The sequence below is a fragment of the Nocardia mexicana NBRC 108244 genome, from assembly GCF_001613165.1.
GTDB lineage: Bacteria > Actinomycetota > Actinomycetes > Mycobacteriales > Mycobacteriaceae > Nocardia > Nocardia mexicana.
The window spans coordinates 1-24,040 of sequence record NZ_BDBV01000069.1; the positions used below are offsets into that span (position 1 = coordinate 1).

Below are 24,040 nucleotides of genomic sequence, written 5' to 3' on the forward strand. Positions count from 1 at the left end.
GGCAGCGGCCTCTGAAAATCGAGACTCCGGGCGCCGAAAACCCGCCGCAGCGAAGCGGAGGCCAATAAACACAGCCCGCGAGCGATGCGGAGGCCGCGGACCCATCACCGCTAGACTGACGCAGTGTCTCCGGCCGATCGCGCGAACAGTCGACGCCGCCAGCCCCGGCGCCGCGGTTCGGGCGGTAATGCGGCGGAAAACCGCAAGAGCAAACCCCGCATGCGCACAGTGCGCGAGACCTCCGCGGGCGGCCTGGTCGTCGACGGCCTGGACGGTCCGCGGGACAAGCGCTGCGCCGCCCTGATCGGGCGCACCGATCGGCGGGGTCGGTTACTGTGGTCGCTGCCCAAGGGACATATAGAAGAGGGGGAGACCGCCGAGCAGACAGCCGTCCGCGAGGTCGCCGAGGAAACCGGCATCAACGGTGTGGTCGTCGCCGAGCTCGGCAGTATCGACTACTGGTTCGTCACCGACGGCCGGCGGGTACACAAGACCGTGCATCACTATTTGATGCGGTACGTGGGTGGTGAGCTGTCCGATGCCGACGTCGAGGTCACGAAGGTGGACTGGGTGCTGTTGAGCGAGCTCGAGTCTCGGCTCGCCTACGCCGACGAGCGCCGGCTGGCGGAGGTTGCGATCCGCCTGATCGACCGGATGGAGAACGGCAGACAATGACGCGTGCGACGTGGAGGCGTCGGTGAGGCACATTCGCGCAGCGCTCATCGACGCCGACCGGGTGCGGGTGTCCCGCAGAACACAGCGCCATCGGCACCGCTGGGTGCCGATGTTCATCGCGCTGGCGCTGGCCGTGCTGGCCGCGCCGCTCGCGGGTCCGGCCGCCGCACAGTCGTCCGATAGCGGGTCGTCGACGTCGACACCGAAGTTTCTCAAGCTCACCCTCGATTCGGTGGCCCCGAATTCGGTGACCACCAGCAGTGATTCGGTGCTGACGGTGACCGGCACGGTCACCAATATCGGGGACCGGGTGGTCGACGACATCAGCGTGCGGGCCCAGCGCGCGGACGCCATCACCAATCCCAGCGCCCTGCGTTCCTCGCTGCGCCTGGATCAGGCCAACTACGAGGTGGTCGGCCCGTTCCAGGATGTCGCCGACCGGCTCAGCCCAGGGCAGCGCAAGCAGTTCACGGTGCGCATCGGGGTGCGCGAGGGCGCGCGGGGGACCGCGGGCAGCGCGCCGGTCACCTCGTCGCTGGACATCACCGATCCGGGTGTCTACCCGCTGCTGCTGAACGTGAACGGCGAACCGGCCTACGGCAACCAGGCCCGGCTGGACGACGCGCGCTTCCTGCTGCCGGTGCTGGGTCTGCCGCCGACCTCGACCGATGCGAAAGCGACCGGGGCGCAGGCCGTTCCGCCCGCCATCGATTCGCCCGTTGCCACGACGCTGGTGTGGCCGCTGGCCGATCGGCCGCGGCGGGTCGGCGGCATCCCGGGCTCGGTCGACGGCAAGGAGCTGCTGACCGACGACGAGCTCGCGGGCGAACTTGCTCCCGGCGGCCGCCTCGACCAGCTGGTTTCGGCCCTGGAGTCCTCACTGCGTCCCGAGGGCGGCCGGGACGCGACCCGCGGCGGCCCCGGATTGGCGGGGGCCGTCTGCCTGGCCGTGGATCCCGATCTGCTGCTCACGGTTTCGGATATGACCGAGGGTTACCGGGTGCTGGCGAGTCCGTCGGATCCGGACGGCCCGACCCGCGACGGTTCAGGGACCAGTGCCGCCCAGAACTGGCTGGATCGCCTGCGCACGCTGGCGCCGTCGCTGTGCACGGTGGCGCTGCCGTTCGCACAGGTCGACCTCGACACGCTGGCCGCCGTGCACGATTCCGACCTGACCGCCCGCGCGGTGCAGGCACCCGCGGACATCGTGGATTCGATTCTGTCGATCAAATCCGTGCGCGGAGTGTCGCTGCCCGCCGCGGGCAGCATCGATTCCGATGCCTCGGCGCTGCTCACCGACCGCGGCTACACCACCGCGGTGCTGGCCGACAATGCCGTGGCCCCCGCCGATTCCCGCAGTACCGCAACGGGTTCGGGGGTCTCCGAAGGCGCCACGGTCCGCAGCACCGCGGCGGTGTCGGCGGCCGCCGAGGTGTCGAGTCCGGAGATGGTGCGCCTGCCCCCGTCCATTCCCTCCGCGAACGGCGCGACACCCCCGGGCCCCGACGCGCGGCTGAAGGTCGCCACGTTCGACGTCTGGTCGGCCACGGCGCTGGCCGCGGTCGGATCCAATCCGCCGACGCCGCCGTTCACTCCCGATCGGGTGCGCTACGAGGTCACCAACGATTCGCGGGCCGCGCGGCTGCAGGACGCGCTCGGGGCGGTGTCGTGGTCGGCGCTCAACCCGCAGCCCGACCGCCCCCGTTCGGCGCTGCTGATGCCGCCGCAGCAGTGGGGGGCGAATCGGGACGAGGCGACGGCGCTGCTGAGTCAGCTGGATCTGATGTTCCGCAGTGGGCTGGCCACGCCCCGGCCCTTCCAGGACCTGATGGCGCTGTCGCCGGACCCGCAGCCGTTCGATGTGGACTACCGGTCGGAGGTCGCCGAGGCCGCGGTGCCCGCATCGTTCGTCCCGCCGATTCAGGAGCAGGAGCGGCGCATCGCCGATCTGATGAGCGCGCTGGTCGAGGTGCCGCAGCAGGAGCCGACGCCGCGGTCGTTCCTCACGCCGCTGCGCGACGATCTGGTCCGGGCGCTGACGATGTCCGACCGCACCAGCACCGGCGCCCAGGCCGACACCGCCGCGCAACGCCGGATCGACCAGGTCACCCGCACGATGGACAACCTCTACCGCTCGGTCACGGTGCTGCCGCCGGGCGGGGTGTACACCCTGGCGTCGGAGCAGAGCCCGCTGCTGCTGGTGGCCCGCAACGAGCTGCCGGTCGCCATCCGAATCCGATTCCGGATCGGGGTTCCGGCCGAAACCAATATCACCGATATCGGCGAGCAGCAGCTGCCCGCCGAGGGCAGCCGGTCGTTCCAGATTCCGACTCAGGTCAGCGACAGCCGCAATCTGACGATTCCGATCTCCATTAGCACACCGGACGGAATCCCGCTCGGCAATGCCACCTCGGTTTCGGTGCGGTCCAACGCGTACGGTCCAGCGTTGGCGATAATTACCGCATGTGCCGGTGCACTGCTGTTCCTGTTGGCCGGTCGCCGCTTGTGGCGCCGCTTCCGGGGACAGCCCGATCCGGCCGACGAGGGGCTGGACCCGGGGAAGCGCCGCAGGCTGAACCGATACCTGCGCGCACGGAAGCGGGTCCTGCAGCGACAGGAGGCACCGTGAGCGAGCTTGCGAGCGAACCGATGAACGCAGCCGAGCCGCTCGCTCGCGACGGAGCCGAGCGCCAGCGAGGTGGAGTCGTGAGCGACCGAACAACAGCCCTCGCTACGGAACCGAGCATCGACGAGGCGTGGCCATGAGCGACGGCTCGGGTCTTTCGGCCGCCGCCACGCGGGGTGGCCTGTCACATCTCGGCGCATGTCCTCTACAGGACAACGGCTTTCGTCGCGACCGCATCCCGTTACCCGTGATTCGTTCGGTTCAGGGGGCACCGTGAGCTTGCGTCCGAGCGAACCGACAACACAAGCGTGCCTCGCGCACGACGGAGCCCAGCGTCGGCGACGTGGAGTCGTCAGAGAGCTTGCGAACGAACCATCAACGCGGCACGCCTCGCGCACCACGGAACCGAGAGTCAGCGAGGTGGAGTCGTGAGCGAATACGACAGCCGCCGCCCTGACGATCCCGCCGACGAGGGTCCTCCGCTACGCCGCGCCCCGGCCGCTCCGTGGGAACGCAATCGGCCACGCCCGGCGCCACCGCAGCCCGGTGGGCCGCCGGGTGAACCACCGCGCCCTGGCCAGCCTCAGGGACCGCGCCGACCCGTGCCGCTGAGCGGACCGATTCCCCAGGTGCCGCCGAGCGGACCGATGCGCCGGGTACCACCGAACGATCCGAACGATCCGAACCACCCGGCGCCGCCGAACCACCCGAACCGCTCGGCCCCGCCCAATGATTCCGGCCGCCCGGCCCCGCCGAATCCCGGCCGCCCGGCACCGCCGCCGAACAACCGCGGCATGTACCCGAACGATCGTCGGATGCCGCCGGGCCCGCCCCCGCGGCAACAGCCACCACCACCGCCGCCCGGCGGGCCGAACCGCATGCCTCCGAGCGGGCCGATGCGACGCGTCCCGCCCGGCCCCCACCAGGGTGGACCGCCACCGCCCCCGGGTCAGGGCGGCCCACCCCAGCGCGGTCGACCCGCCGGCGGGCCCCCACCTGGCCGCGGACCGTATCCCGCGGATCCGGCGAGCGGTCCCACCCGGCGCATTCCACGCCCCGAAAACGTCGGCGGCGCACCGCGTCCCGAACCCCGTCCGCAACCGCGGCACGGCGGTCCGGCGCGCCCCGAGCGTCCGGTCCGCGGCGAACGGCCCGCACCGCCCCGCACGGCGCCGCAGGCCGCGGTAGCTCCGCGCGAGAACTCGAACGCGCGCCTGGTGCGTGACTCCGGCTCCATCGCGATCGCGACGCTGATCAGTCGCATCACGGGATTCGGTAAGCAACTGCTGCTGGTCACCGTGCTCGGCCCCGCGATCGCCAGTGCGTTCGCGTCCGCCAGCCTGATGCCGAACATGATCGCCGAGCTGGTGCTCGGCGCCGTCCTCACGGCGATCGTGGTGCCGACCCTGGTGCGCGCGGAGCAGGAGGACGCGGACGGGGGTGCGGCCTTCATCCGCCGCTTGGTCACGGCGGCGTTCACCGTATTGGCGTTCGCCACCGTCCTGGCGGTCGCGGCCGCACCGATCCTCGCGACGCATGTATTCGTGTCGTCGGACGGCCAGGTCAACACCATGCTGACGACGGCGCTGACCTTCCTGCTGTTGCCCGCGATCCTCTTCTACGGACTGTCGGCCCTGCTCACGGCGATCCTCAACACCCGGCAGGCATTCAAACCGGGCGCCTGGGCACCGGTGATGAACAACGTCGTGGTGCTGGTGGTCCTGGCGCTCTACGCGCTGACGCCGGGCGAGATCACGCTGGATCCGGTCCGGATGAGCGATCCGAAGGTGTTGCTGCTCGGCGTCGGCGTCACGGCGGGCGTGGTCGTGCAGGCCGTCAGCCTGCTGCCCGCGATCCGTCGGCACAATATCGATCTGCGCCCGCTGTGGGGACTCGACGCCCGGCTCAAGCAGTTCGGCACCATGGGCGCCGCGATCATCCTGTACGTGCTGATCAGCCAGCTCGGCATGATCTTCGCGAACAACATCTCCTCGCACGCGGATGCGGCGGGACCGACGATCTATCAGAACGCCTGGCTGCTGCTGCAGCTGCCGTACGGCGTCCTCGGCGTCACGCTGCTGACCGCGATCATGCCCAGGCTGAGCCGCAACGCCGCGGCCGACGACACGCCGGCGGTCGTGGACGATCTCTCGGTGGCGACCCGCCTCACCATGATCGCGCTGATCCCGGTCGTCATCTTCCTGACCATGGCCGGACCGCAGGTCGGCGAGGCGCTCTTCGGATATGCGCGGTTCTCCGAGGACGCCGAACGACTCGGCACGGCCGTGAGCTGGTCCGCGTTCACGCTGATCCCGTACGCCCTGGTGCTCATCCACCTGCGCGTGTTCTACGCCAGGGAACAGGTGTGGACGCCCACCTGGATCGTCCTCGGAATCACCACCGTCAAGGTGCTGTTCTCGGCGCTGGCGCCGGTGGTGGCCAGCTCCGCCGACCAGGTCGTCATCGTGCTCGGCGTGGCCACGGGGCTGGGCTACGCGGTGGGCGCCGTGATCGGCGGATACCTGCTGCATCAGAGCCTGGGCGATCTGCGCATGGTGAACGTCGGGCGGACCGTCACCCGGGTGGTGCTCGCCTCGGTCGCCGGCGCCGCGGTCACCCTGATCATCGACCAGGTGGTCGGGCTGTCGAACCTGCACAACGGCATCGGCGTGCTGTTCCGGGTCGCGGTCGACGCCGTCGTCATGTTCGGCGTCGCGTTCGGTTTGATGCGACTCGCCGGTATCCCGGAGATCGTGGCGATCACCGTGGCCATCTCTCGCCGCCTGGGCCTGACGCCGCCCGCCCCGGACCTCGGCCTCGACGAGACCGACGAGGACATGCACCCGACGACGGTGCTGCCGCGGCCCGACTCGCCGTACTACTACCAGTACGACCCATATCTCGACGGTCAACAGACCATGGTCCTACCTGTTATCCGACCCGGCGCCGTTGACCGCACCGGTACGGGTGAGTTCCCGTACCCTGTTCGGCAGAGAAACGCAAACGCCGGATCCGGCACCCGCGGGGCCGGCGATGCCGGTTCCCGTGCGGAACCGGAGGTCGGCCGAGTCGGCGACGGGCCCGGTGCGCCGCCGGTTCATCGAACTTCGACACACCAGGGCGAAGGAGGCACGAGGGTGAGCGACGACGCGGCGGGCGGCGTCCCGGCCGCCGACCCTGCCGATGCGGCAGGCGCAGTGCGCACCGACGACGTCGCGCCCGGGAAGGTGCCGGCGGGTCACGCCGCGGACCCGAACTCGGGCGACGCCGAGCAGGCCGCACCGCCGCCGCCGGGTACCGAGCCACCGGCCGACGATCGGTCGGGACCACCGCGCGATCCGGTATACGACACGGGCATGCTGCCGGTCGGATCCCCGGAGATGCCGCCGATGCGGGTCGAGCCCGCCGCGGCGAAGCGCAGCGGCCAGCGCGGTCCCAAGCTGATGCCGGGGGCGTCGGTGGCCGGTGGCCGCTACCGCCTGCTGGCCGGACACGGCGGGGCGCGCGGGCTGCAGTTCTGGCAGGCGCTGGATGTGAAGCTGGACCGCGAGGTCGCGCTGACCTTCGTCGACGCCGACCAGAAGGGTGCCGAGAACGCGGGCCACGACGGACCGCAGGCGATCCTGTCGCGAACGCTGCGCCTGGGCCGGATCAATTCGCCGGGCCTGGCGCGCGTACTCGACGTGGTGCGCGGCAGCTCGGGCGGCATCGTGGTGGCGGAGTGGACACCCGGCCGATCGCTGCGCGAGATGGCCGAGACCATGCCGTCGCCGATCGGCGCGGCGCGCTCGATCCGGGCGCTGGCGGCGGCGGCGGAGCTGGCCCATCGCGGCGGCGGTTCGCTGTCGATCGACCATCCCGACCGGGTGCGCATCAGCGCCACCGGCGACGCCGTGCTCGCCTTCCCGGGCACGCTGGCCGACTCCGACGCCCAGTCCGACGTGCGCGGCCTCGGCGCCATGCTGTACGCGCTGATCACGGCCCGCTGGCCGATCCGTTCGGGCGGTATGAGCGGCGCGGCGGCCACGGTCGGCGGGCTGCGGCTGGCCGATTTCGGTTCCGACGGCACCCCGGTCGAGCCCCGGCAGATCCGCCCCGAGACCCCGTTCGAGATCTCCGCGGTAGCGGTGCGCTCGCTGGAGTCCAATAAGGGGGTGCGGACCGCCGCGACCGTCCAGCACGTGCTGGAGCAGGCCTCGGTGGTCGACCAGAAGACCGACTTCATCCCGGTCCTGCGGCTGGGCCAGCGGGCTACCAGCGCTCCGGACGAGTCGCTGGCCGATCCGGAGCTGCTGGCCGCCGAGAAGGAGCGGTCGCAGCGGATGATGTGGATTCTGGTCGGGCTGGGCGTGCTGGCGGCGCTGGTGGTCGGCGTGATCATCTGGTGGCTGCTGAGCATTTTCGCCCCGGGTGACTCCGATGCTCCGCTCAATGAGCAGAAACTCGGCCTCACCACCCCCAATACGGCGCCCGTGAACCCGAGCGCCGGTTCGCCGGAACCGTCGGCCGCCTCCGGTGGTGCGGTTCCGGTGCGCGCCACCGGGGCGACGGTGTTCTCGCCCGAGGGCACCCCCGACGGGGCGAGCAGCGCGGCGTCGGTACTGGACGGCAATCCGACCACGGTGTGGCACACCGACCAGTACTTCCAGCAGTTCCCCGCGTTGAAGAAGGGGGTGGGCGTCGTGGCCACCCTCGGCAGTCCCAGCAAGCTGAACAAGGCGATCATCGAATCCCCGAGTCCGGGCTCGGTGGTGGAGGTTCGCACCTCACCCACCGCCACGCCCACGCTGGACCAGACACAGCTGATCGGCCAGGCGACCCTGGCCGACGGCACCACCGAAATCCCGCTCCGCGCCGACCAGCCGGCCCGCTACGTGCTGGTCTGGATCACGTCGCTGGCCAACTCCGGCGGCCAGTTCCAGACGTCGCTCGCCGACATTCGATTCGAAGCCGCGCCCTGACCCGAGCCCTTCGACTCTGGTTGCCGCGAATTCATGACAGCCGATATGATTCTCAGCGCGCTCTCAGCAGGGGAGCTTCCTGGGATCTGGTGTCTCGGTCCTGGATGACGCGAAATTTGCGGTGCCCTCCGACCGTGGTCGTGGTGTGCCGCCGTGAGCGCTGATCCAAGGGGTTTGTGTTGTCGTTTGATGCGGTCGAGCGATCCAGCGGGGGGACGTCCGATTCGCCTGGCGTCCGGCGCCGCTCGTTCGATCTCGACGACGCGTCCGACCGCCGGCTGCTCCGCGCGCACATCGAGGGTGACCGCGACGCCTTCGGCGTGCTGTTCCGCCGCCACTACAACCATCTGTGGCAGCTCGCCCTGCGGACGTGCCGAACCCCCGAGGATGCCGCCGACTGCCTGCAGGACGCGCTGCTGTCGGCACACCGCAATGCCGCCGGCTTCCGCGGCGACGCCGAGGTCCGCAGCTGGCTGCACCGCATCGTCGTCAACGCCTGCCTGGACCGCATGCGGCGCAACAAGGCTCGGGCCAGCGTCTCGCTGTCGGAGGAGACGGTTGCCGAACCCGCCGTCGAGCGCGACGACATCGCCCATCGCGAGGTCTCTATGGTGGTCGACGCCGCACTGTTCACGCTGCCCGACGACCAGCGTGCGGCCCTGGTCGCGATCGATATGCAAGGGTATACGGTGGCGGAAGCGGCACAGTTGCTGGATGTTGCCGAGGGGACGATCAAGAGCCGTTGCGCTCGCGGACGCAAACGACTGCAACAAGAGTTGGGATTCCTGCGCAATCCGGGGAACCGGAAGTAGTTGAGATGCGTCATTACTAGAGACGAAGAAAAACACCCCGCCGTACGCACCGATGCCGCCACGACGGGGTATTGCTGAACCACACCACAGCAGGCTCGACCCGGAGAGGCGATGGACGACAAGGGCGAAGCCGCCCGTCGGCGACGTCGGCCCGGGCCGCGCGACGACGAAGAGACAGGAGGTGCGATGGCAGCCCGTTCAGTGCCGCAGCCTCCCTTCTCCACAGATCTGCTGGCCGATCTGCACGCCGACAACGTTGCCCCGGAGCTGTCCGAACAGCTGTGGCCGCAGGTGCGCAACGATCCGGAGGCACTGCGATTCCTGCGCTCCCTCGACGACGTCACCTCCGAATTGCAGGCGCTGGGCCGGGATTCCCGCGTGCTGCACGCGATGCCCGCCGACGTCGGTGCCCGAATGGACCGCTTGCTCGACGATCTGGCCCGCGGCGACCACCCCGAGCGGAACGCGTCCGGAGAACACGTGGCGACGGTGCACCATCTGCCGATCAGCGGCCCCCCGGCCCACGCCGACGATGCCCCTCCGGCGACGCGCCCGATGCCCGCGGTGACGGGCGAGGATCCACCGGAGCCGATCCGGCTCGACGAGCGGAGGTCACGTCGGCTGCGCTGGCTGACCGCGGCGGCCGCCGCGGTCGCGATCATCGCCGGATCCCTGATCGCGGTGGATGCCGTACGCGAAAGTGACACCACCCAGAAGGCCTCGCCCACAACGGAAACCGGTGCCCCGCAACTCGACGGCGACTCGTCCGACGCGGTACTGCTCAGCGCGCTGGGGCGCAACGACGTCGCCGGACCACTGGGGCTTCCGGGCGCGATGACCCGCTGCATCGCCGCCGCGGGCCTGGACCGCGCCGTCATCGGTTCGATGGACGTCACCTTCCGAGATCGTCCCGCCGTGGTGATATTGCTCAACAGCGCGCGGCCGCCGAAGATCACCGCCCTCGTCGTCGGCACCGGTTGCGGCCCGGGTGATGCTCAGGTGCTGGAGCAACGCGATATCGGCTGAGCAGCGAGGCGACCGGTAGACCCGACGAGTCTCGGGGCCGGAGCCCCGGGCCGGGGAACAACACCGTTTACCCTGTTGTTGACTGACAAGCCTGATGACACACTCCCTCGGAAGGGCCTCATGAACACGCCTGTTCGCGATCTCATCATCGTCGGCTCCGGCCCCGCCGGCTACACCGCCGCGGTCTACGCTGCCCGGGCCGAACTCGAACCCCTGCTGTTCGAGGGCACCCAATTCGGCGGCGCGCTGATGACGACGACCGAGGTGGAGAACTTCCCCGGCTTCCGCGACGGCATCATGGGCCCGGACCTGATGGAGGAGATGCGCGAGCAGGCCAAGCGTTTCGGCGCCGACATCCGTACCGAGGACGTCGAGGCGATCGACCTGTCGGGCCCCATCAAGAGCGTCACGGTGGGCGGCGAGACGCACCAGGCCTACGCGGTGGTGCTCGCCATGGGCTCGGCGGCGCGCTACCTCGGCGTCCCGGGGGAGCAGCGGCTGCTCGGCCGCGGTGTGAGCGCCTGCGCCACCTGCGACGGCTTCTTCTTCAAGGGCCAGGACATCGTGGTCGTCGGTGGCGGCGATTCGGCGATGGAGGAGGCGACGTTCCTCACCAAGTTCGCCGCCAGCGTCACCATCGTGCACCGCCGCGAGGAGTTCCGTGCCTCCCGGATCATGCTGGAGCGGGCCAAGAGCAACGAGAAGATCCGCTTCGTCACCAATGCCGAGGTGCTCGAGGTGCACGGCGAGGACAGCGTCACGAGCCTGACACTGCGCGACACCACGACCGGCGAGACCTCCGAGCTGGCCGCGACCGGCCTGTTCGTCGCCATCGGCCACGATCCGCGCAGCGAGCTGGTGCGCGGCCAGGTCGATCTGGACGACGAGGGCTACGTGCTGGTGAACCAGCCCACCACCGCCACCTCCGTCGAGGGTGTCTTCGCGGCCGGTGACCTCGTCGACCACATCTACCGCCAGGCGATCACCGCCGCGGGCACCGGCTGCCGCGCGGCCATGGATGCCGAGCGCTGGCTGGCCGACAAGGGCGACATCACCAGCAACACCCTGGACCACGCCGGCCGGCCGGTCGAAGTCACCGCCAACTGATCATCCAGTTTCGAAAGCACGAGGAGTTCGATCATGTCCGAAACCGCCACCAAGACCGTCACCGACGACACGTTCGCGCAGGACGTGCTCGGCAGTGACAAGCCGGTCCTCGTCGATTTCTGGGCGGCCTGGTGCGGTCCCTGCAAGATGGTCGCCCCGGTGCTCGAGGAGATCGCCGCCGCGAACACCGACAAGCTGACCATCGCCAAGGTGGACGCCGACGCCAACCCGGTGACCTCGAAGGACTACAACATCCTCTCGCTGCCCACCATGATCCTGTTCTCCGGCGGCAAGGAGACCAAGCGGATCGTCGGTGCCAAGGGCAAGGCGGCCCTGCTGCGCGAACTCGAAGGCGTTCTCTGAGTTCGGTGTGTGATTCGGTGCGCAGTCCTGTGTCACACGCAGTACTGCGCCTCCGGGAATCCGGTCGGCGCTGTAGTATTTCGGCGCTAGCGGCGGCTCCGCAGGACGATGCGGGGCCGCCGACTCCGGGCCTGGCATGCAAATGCCGGGAGTAGGATCTCTGCACCTGGAGAATTGCTGAAATTCGGTCCGGGTCTGAGACAATCGACCGACGCTCCGGTCGTGCGAGGGTGTGAGCCGTCGCATGAGTGGGTACCCGGGTTGGCGGAAGGAAAGGGCTCTCACGCATGCACCGACTTCGTCACGGCGATACTGGACCGGCCGTCGCTGAGGTTCGGAGCACCCTGGCAAGTCTCGGATTCCTGCACATCCACCCCAACGGCGCCGACCGATCCGACGGGCACGGCGAGTATTGGAAGGATTCCGACGCCGTTTTCGACCACGATCTCGACTCCGCGGTGCGCGCGTTCCAGCAGCATCGCGGACTGCTCGTGGACGGCGTCGTCGGCCCCGCCACCTACCGGGCACTGAAGGAGGCGTCCTACCGCCTCGGTGCCCGCACGCTGATCTATCAGCTGTCGGCCCCGCTCTACGGCGATGACGTGGCCACGCTGCAGCGGCGCCTACAGGACCTCGGCTTCTACGTGCACCGCATCGACGGCTACTTCGGCCCGCACACCCACGACGCCCTGACCGCGTTCCAGCGCGAGATCGGCCTGTCCGCCGACGGCATCTGCGGTCCGGACACGCTGCGTTCGCTGGATCTGCTCGGCGCCCGGGTGACGGGCGGAAACCCGCACCGGATCGCCGAGGAGGAGGTCGTGCACCGCGCCGGGCCGCAGCTCACCGGCAAGCGGATCGTCATCGACCCGGGAATGGGCGGACCGGACAAGGGATTCGCGGTCCCCACCGAGTTCGGTGACGTCTACGAGTCGGAGATCCTCTGGGATCTGGCGAGCCGTCTCGAGGGCCGGATGGCCGCCACCGGCATGGAGACCTTCCTGTCCCGGCCGTGGGGCGCCAACCTCTCCGATGCCGAACGCGCCGAGACCTCCAATACTTTCGACGCCGATCTCATGATCTCGCTGCGCTGTGCCACCAACCCCAGCCCCGTGGCGAGCGGCGTCGCCAGCTTCCACTTCGGTAATTCGCACGGTTCGGTGTCGATGATCGGGCAGGTGCTGGCCGGGTTCGTGCAGCGCGAGATCGTGGCGCGAACCTCGTTGCAGGACTGCCGGACCCATTCGCGCACCTGGGATCTGCTGCGGCTGACCAAGATGCCGACCGTCCAGGTCGACATCGGTTATCTGACAAACGAATACGACGCCTCGGTGCTGACCAATCCGCGCATGCGCGATGTGATCGCCGAGGCCATCCTGATCTCGGTGAAGCGGCTGTATCTGCTGGGCCAGGACGATCAGCCCACGGGCACATACACTTTCGCCGAGTTGCTCGCGGAGGAACTGGCCGCCGCCGACCGTATGTAGTCGGCGGCCGCCCCCGGGCACGGCTAGCAGCCGACCCGGGGCTTCGCCTCGGCCGACGCGGCGGCCAGCAGCTGGTCCAGAGCGCGCTCGACATCTTCCTTCCAGAGGTGGTCGCTGTCGAGTTCCAGACGCAGGCGTGGGAACCGGTGATGCTCTGCCACCACGGTGAATCCGACGTCCTCCAAGAAGTCGGCATCGATCATGCAGCTCTCGGGGGAGCATCGGGAGTCGGTGCGCTGACGCGGCGCCGACGGAATGCCGTGCGCGGGCGTATCGATGCGTTCCATCAGGAACATCGAGCTGATCGAGCGCGTCGACATCGATGTGGCCGCCGGGTCCTTGCGGATGCCGAAGGCCTCGATGGCGCGCACGCCGCGGCGCATCAGATCGGCCACCACCGCCTGGATCAACCGATCGGCTATCCCGCTGTCCCGGTAGGGGAGATCGGTCCGCAGCGTGGTCAGCAGGACCGCGTCGGCACTCACCGGTGAGGTGGGGAAGAGGGCCGCCCGCGGTACCGCGCTGGGCGGCGAGTACAGCGCGCACCCGGCGGGCTGACCGTCGACGAGCGCGATCTGTCCGCACGATCCCCATTCGAGGAGGACCGTGGACAGCCACGCCTCCTTCTCGAAGACCGGGTCGCTGAATTCGCGAGAGTCTTCGGCCACGGCGGGATCGATCTCCCAGAACACACACCGACGGGCATGTGCCGGGAGTTGGTCGAGTCCGCCGAGGGTAAGTGCGGTAACGCTGGTCGACACCGCTCTACTCAGCCTCCAGCTCTCCGATTCATCCAGACTCACGCTGCATCAGTATCTACTCGCCAGCAAGAATAAGCGATCAAAGCGAACCGCCTCATTTCGGTAGCTGTGCTGTCCGTCGGGATCGCAAACGCGACCCGACAGGCACCGTCACAGTGACGTTTTACCGCCAGGGTCCAGTATCTCCGGTGATCACGCGGATTTCGGCCGTGATCACTCGTCGCACTAGCGCTGCTGCTCCATCATCGCCACGATGCGTTCCAGATCGGCCACGTCCCCGAATTCGACGACGATCTTGCCCTTCTTCTTTCCCATGCTCACCGTGACACGGGTATCGAACGAATCGGCGAGCCGCTCGGCCAACCGATCCAGACCCGGCATCTGGACCGGCTTCCGTTCGGCGGGCCGCTTCTTCTCCTCGTCGGGGTAGCGGTTCGCGAGGGTGACCGCCTCCTCGGTGGCGCGCACCGAAAGGCCCTCGGCGACAATCCGTTCCGCGAGCTTCTCCTGTGCCTCCGCACCGGACTCGAGCCCGAGCAGCGCGCGGGCGTGCCCGGCGGACAGCACCCCCGCCGCGACCCGACGCTGCACCGGAATCGGAAGCTTCAGCAGCCGGATCATATTCGTGACGACCGGTCGGGACCGGCCGATCCGGTTCGCCAGTTCCTCGTGGGTGACGTCGAACTCCTCCAGCAGCTGCTGGTACGCCGCCGCCTCCTCGAGCGGATTGAGCTGCACCCGATGGATATTCTCCAGCAGGGCGTCGCGAAGCATCGCGTCGTCGGTGGTCTCCCGGACGATGGCCGGAATGGTTTCCAGGCCCGCATCCTGGCAGGCCCGCCACCGGCGCTCGCCCATGACGATCTGGTAGCGCGGGGTGGGGGAGGACTCCAGCAGCCGGACCACGATCGGCTGCATGAGCCCGAATTCGCGGACCGAGTGGATCAGTTCGTTCAGCGCGTCTTCCTCGAAGACCTGGCGCGGCTGCTTCGGATTGGGCTGAATCTGTTCCGGCGGAATCTCCCGATAGACGGCTCCGGCGTCGGATCCTTCCGCGGGGTCGGGGACCCGATGCAGGTATGCCGAGGCCGGATGCGGGCCGATCGGGTCCAGCCCGATGACGGCATTCGCCGCGGCACTGCCGAGCCCCTGCACGTCGGTCGGTCCGGTCGGGATCAGCGCGGCAAGCCCACGCCCCAGTCCACCCTTCTTCGCCTGAGTCAACCTACCGGCCCCTTTCCTCGTTCACTCCACCAACCACCGCGATCGACCTGGCGGCCATCTCGCGACCAGCATCCAAATAGCTCATCGCACCCCGGGAACCGGGATCGTAATCCAGCACCGTCATGCCGTAACCCGGTGCCTCCGAAACCTTCACGCTGCGGGGGATCACCGACCGCAGCACCACATCGCCGAAGTGTCCACGCACCTCCTCGGCGACCTGATCGGCCAGCTTGGTCCGCCCGTCGTACATCGTGAGGACGACGGTCGACACGTGCAGCTCCGGATTCAGGTGTGCCTGCACCAGACCGATATTGCGGATCAGCTGCCCGACACCCTCCAGCGCGTAGTACTCGCACTGAATCGGGATCAGCACCTCCTTGGCGGCCACCAGTGCGTTGACGGTGAGCAGGCCGAGCGAGGGCGGGCAGTCGATCATCACGTAATCGATGTCGTAGCCGGCGAAGTTCGCGTCCTGGATCGCGGCCTTGAGTCGTCCTTCGCGGGCGACCATCGACACCAACTCGATCTCGGCACCGGCCAGATCGATGGTGGCGGGGATGCACAGCAGCCGCTCGTTGTGCGGACTCCGCTGAATCGCCTCCTGCACAGACGCTTCGCCGATGAGCAGTTCGTAGGAGGAGGGCACACCGGAGTGATGCTCGACGCCGAGTGCGGTGCTGGCATTGCCCTGCGGATCGAGATCGATGACGAGAACGGTCATCCCTTGTAGCGCCAGGGCCGCTGCGAGATTCACCGCCGTCGTGGTCTTCCCTACGCCGCCCTTCTGATTCGCGATGGTGATGATTCGTTGTTCGCGCGGCTTCGGGATGGTCATCGAACCAGGATGCAACACCTGGCTGGCTCGCTGTGCCTCGGCTGCGATGGGCGTGTCGGCGGTGATGCTCCCGAACGGGCGGCCGAGCTCGTCCAGATCGAAGCCACTACCGTCCAGCATTCCGGGCACCCGCGACGTTGTTTCCCGTGAAACATTCGCCGGACCGTTCGACATACAGGCTCCTAACCCCGAGAACTTCAGACACGTGCCCAAGCAGCATCGGCGCCGCATTGGCTCGAGCAAGCGGAGCGCGGCACGTTCCTTGAGTCCGGTGCCCATCCTGGCGAGCCTGTCGGGCACCTCGAATCTGCGCTCACGCTCGACTGCACCTAGCTTGCCAGCACCGCGCACATTACGGAAGTTGAACCGCGGCGATCACACCCTGATACGCAAACTTTGTTGCCCGGAGGGCGCTTTCGCGGCTTCCATCCACCTCTCGTTCACCAGGACGCCATCGTTTCACATGAAACATCGGGGGAGTGACGGCGAGCCTGGGCGCCATCCGCATCAGCCGATCCGGATGCGGCCGAGCCTTCGCAGCGCCGGCGACGCTCCCGCTCGGCGTCACGTGACTCTTTGCCGCACGAGGGGTAGGCCGCCTCCCACCGATCGATGCGGAGTTCGATATCGGCGACAATCTCGCACACCCGTCGAAGAATCGGAGCTTGATCGACGGGCGACAAGAACGCTCGGCCAACCATCAGCTTCCGAACCACACAGTGACCACTCTTCCGCCGTCGTAGTCCACCCCGAGCCAGAGCTGCCGCCAGCCCGCCCGCGATGTTTCACATGAAACCGGAGTCGGCGAGAACCGGGCCCCAAGCCGAGATCGTGCTCATCCAACTCATCCTGGATCGAACAAATTCGGCGGCTGGATCGAAGCGGTAGGCGAACCCCCGCGGTTCCCGAGATCGAGTCCATCCGCCCCAATTCCAGTCGGCCCCCGACGGATACAGAGGAATCCGTGAGCCGAGACGCGCCGGGTGGGTTCCGACCAGATGTCGTGACGGCCACGCTCGATCTCCAATGGCGCTCCCAGGGACCAAAGCTCTCCGAGGAGTCGGCCCTCGCTGCCTTGTTTCACATGAAACAGCGATGGGGCAGACTACGACCGCATTCGGCTGCTACTGCTTCCCTCCCGACCGAGTTGGGCATCGACTGGCTTAGCGCGGCCCACCGATGATACTGGGCGCGGCCACGCTAGATTTGCCAGACATTCGAATGCGGGGATGCCGCTCCGAGTGACAGCGAGGGGAGCACTCGGCGTCTTGTTTCACATGAAACCTGCGTGCAGACGGAACCGCGTGCCCGCCGATCCGATCCGCTTCCCGCTGTCTCGAATCGCGCAAGAACCGGCCGGGGAGAGGCTGACGCGGCGAACGTACCTGAGTGGCCCAAGGGCCCCACTTAGGCGTGCTTGGCCGTAGGCGGACCGGTCGCCGCGGTGACCGTCGGGATGATTGTTCGATGCGACTTCGTCACGGTGACAGTTGAGTTCGATAGTCGGCCGATGGCGACGCATCCGAGCCAGAACGTCGGCTCCGATAGTCGAGCCCGTGGAGGAGTCAGGTCCGCCGCAGAGCGCTCCCCGAACCAGCTAAGCAAACCGACATCGGCTGCGTCCCGAGACGAGTTCGCGGACGACCCTCGCACCGAGCCTTCGCCACGCTCCGAGACCGGGGGACGGGTTTCACATGAAACAACCGCCGAGGCGTTCCCGGCGCTCGACAGTCGCGCGGACGAGACACGAAGCGGACGCCGCGCCGCAATGTTTCACATGAAACGCTGCGTCCTCACCGACGACGCTTCGGCTTGCCGCCCTCTGCCTTCCGCTCGGCGCGGGGGAGGCGTTCGACGCTCAGCACCACGGTCGGCGGATCCACAATTCCGGCACCGCACTCCAACACCTGGGCGTGGCCGCCGCCCGCGCGCAGCAACTCGGCACGGTCGCGTTCCAACTCCTCGGTAGCGCTCGATCCCTTCAGCGCCAGCATCCGACCATGGTTGTGCACCAGGGGGAGCGACCACTTCGCCAGCTTGCTCAGCGGAGCCACCGCGCGAGACGTCACGACATCCGCGCCGCCCGCCACCTTCCGCACATCCGGCTGTTCCGCCCGGCCGCGCACGACCGTCACCTCGAGTCCCGCCTCCTCGATGAACTCCGCCAGGAAAATGGTCCGGCGCAGCAACGGTTCGACGAGGGTCACCCGGAGATCGGGGCGAGCGATGGCGAGGGGGATTCCGGGCAGTCCCGCCCCGCTGCCGATGTCCACCACGGCCGCTCCCGCCGGGATGAGCTCGCCGAGCACCGCACAGTTCAGGATGTGCCGATCCCAGAGCCGAGGCACCTCGCGCGGTCCGATCAGCCCGCGCTGCACCCCGGCCGTCGCCAGTGCCGCGCAGTATCGACGGGCCAGCGGGAGCCGATCCCCGAAGATCCGCTCGGCCGCCGCGGGCGCCTCCGGAGGCGCCGCACCCGGGGTAGGGGAGTGCTCCGGGTTACTCACGCCGGTTCCTCGTTCCACGTGAAACATCCTTCCGGATTCGCGACAGATCGACACACACGGACCCCGCACAAGGCTAGGGCCCCCGGTTCCGCGAACCAGGGGCCCAGCCCGCACTGCACAGCGCTCAGGACGGCAGCACCACCACGTGCCGATTCGGCTCGACGCCCTCGCTCTCGCTCTCGACCCCGTCGACCTCCGCCACGGCATCGTGCACGATCTTGCGCTCGAACGGCGTCATCGGCGACAGGGATTCGGGCTTGCCGGAATCCAGCACGCGCTGCGCCGCCGCGGCGCCCAGGGCGCTCAGCTCCTCTCGGCGCTTCGCCCGCCAGCCCGCCACATCCAGCATCAGCCGGCTGCGCACGCCGGTCGTCTGCTGCACGGCCAACCGGGTCAGCTCCTGCAAGGCATCCAGGACCTCGCCGCGCCGGCCCACCAGCTTCGACAGATCGCGGCCGCCGTCAATGCTCACGACCGCCCGGTCGCCCTCGACGTCCAGGTCGATATCGCCGTCGAAGTCGAGCACGTCCAGCAACTGTTCGAGATAGTCACCGGCGATCTCGCCCTCTTCGATGAGCGCTTCCTCCGCCTCGCTGGCATCCCCGCTCGCCGTCTCCGATTCGGGCTCGCGACTCTCCGCGACATCCGATTCGCGGTCGGCCGCGGTGTCCGGATCGTGGCTCTCCGCGGTGTCCGCCACGGTCGTGCCGTTTGCGCCGAGGGCCACAGTGGCGTCCCCTCCGTCGGTCTCAACAGTCATGTGTGTCGTTTCCTTCAATCTGCATCATCCGTCGTGTCGGCCAGTCGCGTGGGTCGGCTAGCGACGCCGCTTCTGATTCGCACGGCCACGGTTTCCGGATCGCTTCCGATTGCCCTGTCCGCCCTTGCGCGACGAGGCGGTCGCCTTCCCCTGCTTATTCGATCCGGCCCCGTTGCGCGCCGCGGTCGAGACATCGCCGTCGGTCACCGGAGCGTCCACCGGTCCATCGATCGGTGCGTCCGTCGGCTCGTCGGCCGATCCGGCCTTCTGCTTGTTCTTCGGATTCGGCTTGGCACCCGGCTTGGGCGCGTTCGACGCGCGCCGCTCGATCGCCTGCTGCTTCTTCGCTTCCTCTTCCTTCTCGATGCGGCCGAAGACGAGGTGCTGCTGCCCGTAGGTCCAGATGTTGTTGGAGACCCAGTAGATCAGGATGGCGATCGGGAGGAAGGGACCACCGACGATCACACCGAGCGGGAACACCCACAGCGCCATCTTGTTCATCAGCGCGGCCTGCGGGTTGGCGGCCGCCTCGGCGCTCTGCCGCGCCACCGAGGCACGAGCGTTGAAATGCGTTGCCAGACCGGCGATCACCATCAATGGAATCGCGACCGCGGCGATGTTCACAACCTGGGGAATGCCGCCGTAGTCGAGGAAGGCATCCAGCTGAGTCTTGGGCGTCGTGATCGCCACCGAGATGGGCGCGCCGAAGATGCGGGCGCGCAGGAACGACTGCACATCATCGGCATTGAAGACGTAGTTCGCCGTGTGCGCATTGTCGTAGGCCGACATGCCCAGCTGGCCGAACCCCGTACCGGTTCGGTTGAACGACCGCAGCACGTGGTACAGACCGAGGAACACCGGCACCTGCGCCAGCACGGGCAGGCAGCCCATGAGCGGGTTGAAGCCGTGGTCCTTCTGCAGCTTCTGCATCTCGGTCGCCATCTTCTGGCGATCGTTCTTGTACTTCTTCTGCAGCTCCTTGATCTGGGGCTGCAGCTCCTGCATCTGCCGGGTGGTGCGCACCTGCTTGACGAACGGCTTGTAGAGCACCAGGCGCAGGGTGAACACCAGGAACACCACGGCCAGCGCCCAGGCCAGACCGTTGTCAGCGCCCAGCGCGAACCCGAAGACACGGTGCCAGAACCACAAGATCCAGGACACCGGATAATAGATGAAATCGAGCACGGCTCTATGTACTCCCGTCGGTCGTATCACCGGCCACCGCGCGCGGCGACCCATTACAAAGCTCGTGTGCGGCCGTCTCCGAGGTCGGCTCGCTCGTGACCGGGCCCGGCGACGTCGGATCGGCGCCGAATTCGCGGCTCTCCGTGCGGGAGTCGCGGCTCGCTGCAGCCCCTCTCCGCTTCGGCTCCGGAACGGGGTCCCACCCACCAGGGTGCCAGGGCGCGCATTTGGCCAGACGCACGGCTGTCAATCCGACACCGACGAACAGTCCCCGGGTGCGCAGCGCGGTCACCGCGTACTCGCTACAGGTCGGGGTGAAGCGGCACACCGGCATGCGGGTGGGGGAGACGTAGGTCCGATACAGCTCGATGAGAAAGATGAGCACGGTGGCGGGCAGCCGGGTCAGCACCGCGAGACGGCTCATGACGACCTGCCCGCGGGATCCGCGACAGCCGTTGCGGCCGCGTCGTTTTCGGGAAGCAGCTTGCGGAGTGCGGCGCGCACCTGCCGATCGAGTTCGACCGAGGACGCGGCCGCGGCGCCGGGCAGCGCTCGGATCACGATGTCCGCCTCCGTCGGCGCCTCGCCCGCGAGGGAAGCACAGATATGACGCAGGCGGCGGGCCACGCGGTGACGTACCACCGCGTTGCCCACCGCCTTGCTGACGATCAAACCGAAACGCGGACCGCCGATACGAATCGACGGCCCAACAGTTCCTTCTCCGGCGTCATCGGACGCCGGAGTTGTCAATAATGCATGCACGACCAGATCGCGCCTCCCGATTCGCCTGCCACGCCGCACCGTCCGGGAGAAATCGGCACGATGGTGCAGCCGATACGGTTCAGGCAACACCCGAGTGTCCGAGCACGTAACGGATTGCGGGATTCGGCGGACCGAACGGCGAACGGGGCATGACGCCGATGCCGGTACCGATGGATCAGGCCGTGAGCTTGGCGCGGCCCTTTTGCCGCCGCGCCGACACGATGGCGCGGCCCGCACGGGTGCGCATCCGGAGGCGGAACCCGTGGACCCGCGCCCGACGACGGTTGTTCGGCTGGAACGTCCGCTTGCCCTTGGCCACGGTCGACACTCCTCGAGTTGGTGGGCGCCCGGCGGCACCCGAAGTTTGTGGGTAATGCTGGTCTGTGACGAGTGACATGGTCATCTTCGGCACAGCGCCCATCGAGACACGGGCAGCACGCAGCCGCCACCACGTCAATGGGTGACTGTACGAGAGTACTTACCGGCTCCTGCCAGGTCAAACCGGGGTCCCTGGTCCGGCGCCCGCGCCCGACCTCGGCGAATGGCACGCGGTACCCGGTGAATCCCCGCCCCGGCGGACACGCCCCGGCGCGCTCCGGTGACGAACGACACGGCCGTGAACCACCCTTGCCGACGACTCACCCGAGCCACTAGAGTACTTAGCCAGAAGATTGCTGCAGAAGCGCTGGTCGAAGCGCTGCGTGGGGGCGCGAGGCAGCTCTACTCACATCACTGTGGTTCTCCACATCTGTGGATAATTGTGTGGAAAGACCCCTGGAGTGGCATATTCGTATGGCCGACGGCCACGCCTACGCTCGCGCTGCGGGGGGATGCGGGTGGTGTCCGACCGTCTGCTCCTATCTACCTATTCCGGGGAGGAAACGTACGTGGACGACGAGCAGAACGTGTTGACCGGCGTGTGGCCCGAGGTGGTCGCCGAGCTCACCACGGGCTCCACCGACGGCGCCATCCCACCGGTGACCAACGCCCAGAAAGCGTGGTTGGGCCTGGTCAAGCCGCTGACGGTGGCCCAGGGATTCGCGCTGCTCTCGGTACCTTCCTCCCTGGCCCAGGAGGCGATCGAACGCGATCTGCGCGAGCCCATCCTGCGGTCGCTGGCCCGCCGACTCGGTCCGCAGGTGGAGGGCCTCGGCGTCCGGATCGCCGCACCCGCCGCGCAACCGGCCGATCGCCCCGCCGGACCGCCCCGCCACGCGCGGCTGACCTCCCGCCCCGAGCGGGTGCGGGAGGCCCCCCGCGAACCTGTGGGATATCCCGCGCAGCCGGAGTATTCGGCGGCCCCGGAATACCCCGCACCCCGCTATCTCTCCCCAGGGGAGTTCCCCGGCCGCACCGACTATCCCCAGCACGAGTTCGCCACCCAACCGATGGCCGGAGAATTGCCAGGCAACTCCGGACCGGATGAACCCGCCGCACCTCGACGAGACAGGGAGCTATCTCCCGGACCGGGCGGCGCCGGATCACCGGCCCAGGAGTCGCTGTTCGCGTCCGAGCCGGAGCCCGCACCCGCCCACCGGCCCATGCCGCCGGAGCGCGCGGACAACGACGAGCCCGTGGTCAACGTGCGCAACTCCTGGCCGACCTACTTCGCCAAATCGCCCGAGCCGACACCGACGCCCCCGGCGTCCTCGGCCAGTCTCAACGCGAAGTACACCTTCGAGACGTTCGTCATCGGCGCCTCCAACCGGTTCGCGCACGCCGCCGCCGTCGCGATCGCCGAGGCTCCCGCCCGGGCCTACAACCCGCTGTTCGTGTGGGGGGCTTCCGGTTTGGGCAAGACCCACCTGCTGCACGCGGCCGGTCATTACGCCCAGCGGCTGTTCCCCGGGATGCGGGTGAAGTACGTATCCACCGAGGAATTCACCAACGACTTCATCAACAGCCTCCGCGACGACCGCAAGGTCGCGTTCAAACGCCGCTACCGCGAGACCGACATCCTGCTGGTGGACGACATCCAGTTCATCGAGGGTAAGGAAGGCATCCAGGAGGAGTTCTTCCACACCTTCAACACACTGCACAACGCCAACAAGCAGATCGTGGTGTCCTCGGACCGGCCGCCCAAGCAGCTGGCCACGCTGGAGGAGCGGCTGCGCACCCGGTTCGAGTGGGGCCTGATCACCGATGTGCAGCCACCGGAACTGGAGACTCGGATAGCGATCCTGCGCAAGAAGGCGCGGATGGATCGCCTCGACGTCCCGCACGACGTGCTCGAACTCATCGCCAGCCGGGTGGAACGCAATATCCGCGAGCTGGAGGGTGCGCTGATCCGGGTCACGGCCTTCGCCTCGCTGAACGGGCAGCCGCTGGATCTGTCGCTGGCCGAGGTGGTGCTGCGCGATCTGATGCCCGACACCACCACGATCGAGATCACCGCGTCGACGATCATGGCCGTCACCGCGGAGTACTTCAACACCACGCTGGAGGAGCTGACCGGCCCGGGTAAGGCGCGGCCGCTGGCCCAGGCGCGGCAGATCGCGATGTACCTGTGCCGCGAGCTGACCGATCTGTCCCTGCCGAAGATCGGTCAGGCGTTCGGCCGCGACCACACCACGGTCATGTATGCGGAGAAGAAGGTGCGCAAGGAAATGACCGAGCGTCGCCGCGTGTACGACCAGGTTCAGGAACTCACGGCACGAATCAAACAGCGCTCCCGCTGACTCGGCGGGCGCTCTCCGCGTAGTTCCACAGGCCGTCGCCCCCAGACTCGACCGCTCCGTCGATCCACAAGCCGATCCACCCGAACGACCTGGGTGGATCGGCTTTTTCGTGTTGTGGATTCCTCGAGGAATCCCTGGGGAGTCCTCGAGGAATCCCCCTGTTCTCCACCGTTTTACCCACAGTTCGTCGGCAGGGGTGTTGACACCGCCACTCACACCCGTTGGTGCACAGTTCGCACAGCCCGGCCCATCCACGGCCCCCACCTGCGCC

19 protein-coding genes are annotated in these 24,040 nt (G+C 68.2%); 9 read left to right on the forward strand and 10 right to left on the reverse strand.

Annotated elements, in window-relative coordinates:
• Positions 1–123 precede the first annotated feature (123 nt).
• Both NM1_RS26560 and NM1_RS26565 read left to right on the forward strand, forming a co-directional pair.
• Positions 124–675: an NUDIX hydrolase gene (locus NM1_RS26560; RefSeq protein WP_084520073.1), complete on the forward strand. Its 552-nt coding sequence runs from the start codon at positions 124–126 to the stop codon at positions 673–675.
• 109 nt (positions 676–784) lie between these two features.
• A complete protein-coding gene (locus NM1_RS26565; protein WP_068025467.1) occupies positions 785–3,304 on the forward strand; it encodes a hypothetical protein in 2,520 nt (839 codons plus the stop codon).
• A 580-nt stretch (positions 3,305–3,884) separates the two neighbouring features.
• Here NM1_RS26565 and NM1_RS41525 read toward each other — a convergent pair.
• Positions 3,885–4,097 carry a hypothetical protein gene (locus tag NM1_RS41525; protein WP_114699670.1) on the reverse strand — a complete coding sequence of 71 codons (213 nt, stop codon included), beginning with the start codon at positions 4,095–4,097 and terminating at the stop codon, positions 3,885–3,887.
• Positions 4,098–4,197: 100 nt separating this feature from the next.
• Between NM1_RS41525 and NM1_RS26570 the strand changes: the two genes are divergently transcribed.
• The 6 genes from NM1_RS26570 to NM1_RS26595 all read left to right on the forward strand — a co-directional run bounded on the left by NM1_RS26570 (position 4,198) and on the right by NM1_RS26595 (position 13,057).
• Positions 4,198–8,262, forward strand: a complete 4,065-nt coding sequence (locus tag NM1_RS26570) for a murein biosynthesis integral membrane protein MurJ (RefSeq protein WP_084520075.1) — start codon at positions 4,198–4,200, stop codon at positions 8,260–8,262.
• Between the two features lie 278 nt (positions 8,263–8,540).
• The gene (gene sigM, locus NM1_RS26575) at positions 8,541–9,074 is read left to right on the forward strand and encodes an RNA polymerase sigma factor SigM (protein ID WP_068025491.1); all 534 of its coding nucleotides are present in this window, start codon (positions 8,541–8,543) and stop codon (positions 9,072–9,074) included.
• Positions 9,075–9,260: 186 nt separating this feature from the next.
• Positions 9,261–10,100, forward strand: coding sequence for an RsmA family anti-sigma factor (locus NM1_RS26580; RefSeq protein ID WP_147289040.1), 840 nt, complete (start codon positions 9,261–9,263; stop codon positions 10,098–10,100).
• 120 nt (positions 10,101–10,220) lie between these two features.
• On the forward strand, positions 10,221–11,207 hold the full coding sequence (gene trxB / locus NM1_RS26585; RefSeq protein WP_068025428.1) for a thioredoxin-disulfide reductase: 987 nt from the start codon (positions 10,221–10,223) through the stop codon (positions 11,205–11,207).
• Between the two features lie 33 nt (positions 11,208–11,240).
• Positions 11,241–11,570, forward strand: coding sequence for a thioredoxin (gene trxA, locus NM1_RS26590; protein WP_068025431.1), 330 nt, complete (start codon positions 11,241–11,243; stop codon positions 11,568–11,570).
• Between the two features lie 287 nt (positions 11,571–11,857).
• A complete protein-coding gene (locus NM1_RS26595; protein ID WP_068025433.1) occupies positions 11,858–13,057 on the forward strand; it encodes an N-acetylmuramoyl-L-alanine amidase in 1,200 nt (399 codons plus the stop codon).
• A gap of 23 nt (positions 13,058–13,080) precedes the next feature.
• Here the strand turns inward: NM1_RS26595 and NM1_RS26600 are convergent, their stop codons facing one another.
• The 9 genes from NM1_RS26600 to rpmH form a co-directional block, all read right to left on the reverse strand.
• On the reverse strand, positions 13,081–13,818 hold the full coding sequence (locus NM1_RS26600; RefSeq protein WP_068025436.1) for a GNAT family N-acetyltransferase: 738 nt from the start codon (positions 13,816–13,818) through the stop codon (positions 13,081–13,083).
• Positions 13,819–14,043: 225 nt separating this feature from the next.
• The gene (locus NM1_RS26605; protein ID WP_068025439.1) at positions 14,044–15,042 is read right to left on the reverse strand and encodes a ParB/RepB/Spo0J family partition protein; all 999 of its coding nucleotides are present in this window, start codon (positions 15,040–15,042) and stop codon (positions 14,044–14,046) included.
• Position 15,043: 1 nt separating this feature from the next.
• Positions 15,044–15,997: a ParA family protein gene (locus NM1_RS26610; protein WP_373864068.1), complete on the reverse strand. Its 954-nt coding sequence runs from the start codon at positions 15,995–15,997 to the stop codon at positions 15,044–15,046.
• Between the two features lie 1,673 nt (positions 15,998–17,670).
• Complete coding sequence (rsmG, locus tag NM1_RS26615) at positions 17,671–18,411, reverse strand: 16S rRNA (guanine(527)-N(7))-methyltransferase RsmG (RefSeq protein ID WP_084520076.1); 741 nt, start codon at positions 18,409–18,411, stop codon at positions 17,671–17,673.
• Positions 18,412–18,508: 97 nt separating this feature from the next.
• Positions 18,509–19,144, reverse strand: a complete 636-nt coding sequence (locus tag NM1_RS26620; protein WP_084520077.1) for a Jag family protein — start codon at positions 19,142–19,144, stop codon at positions 18,509–18,511.
• A 57-nt stretch (positions 19,145–19,201) separates the two neighbouring features.
• A complete protein-coding gene (yidC, locus tag NM1_RS26625) occupies positions 19,202–20,329 on the reverse strand; it encodes a membrane protein insertase YidC (RefSeq protein ID WP_068025444.1) in 1,128 nt (375 codons plus the stop codon).
• Between the two features lie 4 nt (positions 20,330–20,333).
• Positions 20,334–20,753: a membrane protein insertion efficiency factor YidD gene (gene yidD, locus NM1_RS26630; protein ID WP_068025447.1), complete on the reverse strand. Its 420-nt coding sequence runs from the start codon at positions 20,751–20,753 to the stop codon at positions 20,334–20,336.
• Positions 20,750–21,181 carry a ribonuclease P protein component gene (gene rnpA, locus NM1_RS41530; RefSeq protein WP_084520078.1) on the reverse strand — a complete coding sequence of 144 codons (432 nt, stop codon included), beginning with the start codon at positions 21,179–21,181 and terminating at the stop codon, positions 20,750–20,752. Before rnpA ends, yidD begins: the two co-directional genes overlap by 4 nt.
• Positions 21,182–21,266: 85 nt before the next feature.
• Entirely contained in the window at positions 21,267–21,410 is a 144-nt protein-coding gene (gene rpmH, locus NM1_RS26640; RefSeq protein WP_068025505.1) for a 50S ribosomal protein L34, read from the reverse strand.
• Positions 21,411–21,978: 568 nt separating this feature from the next.
• Between rpmH and dnaA the strand changes: the two genes are divergently transcribed.
• The gene (dnaA, locus tag NM1_RS26645; protein ID WP_068025508.1) at positions 21,979–23,769 is read left to right on the forward strand and encodes a chromosomal replication initiator protein DnaA; all 1,791 of its coding nucleotides are present in this window, start codon (positions 21,979–21,981) and stop codon (positions 23,767–23,769) included.
• Positions 23,770–24,040: the final 271 nt, after the last annotated feature.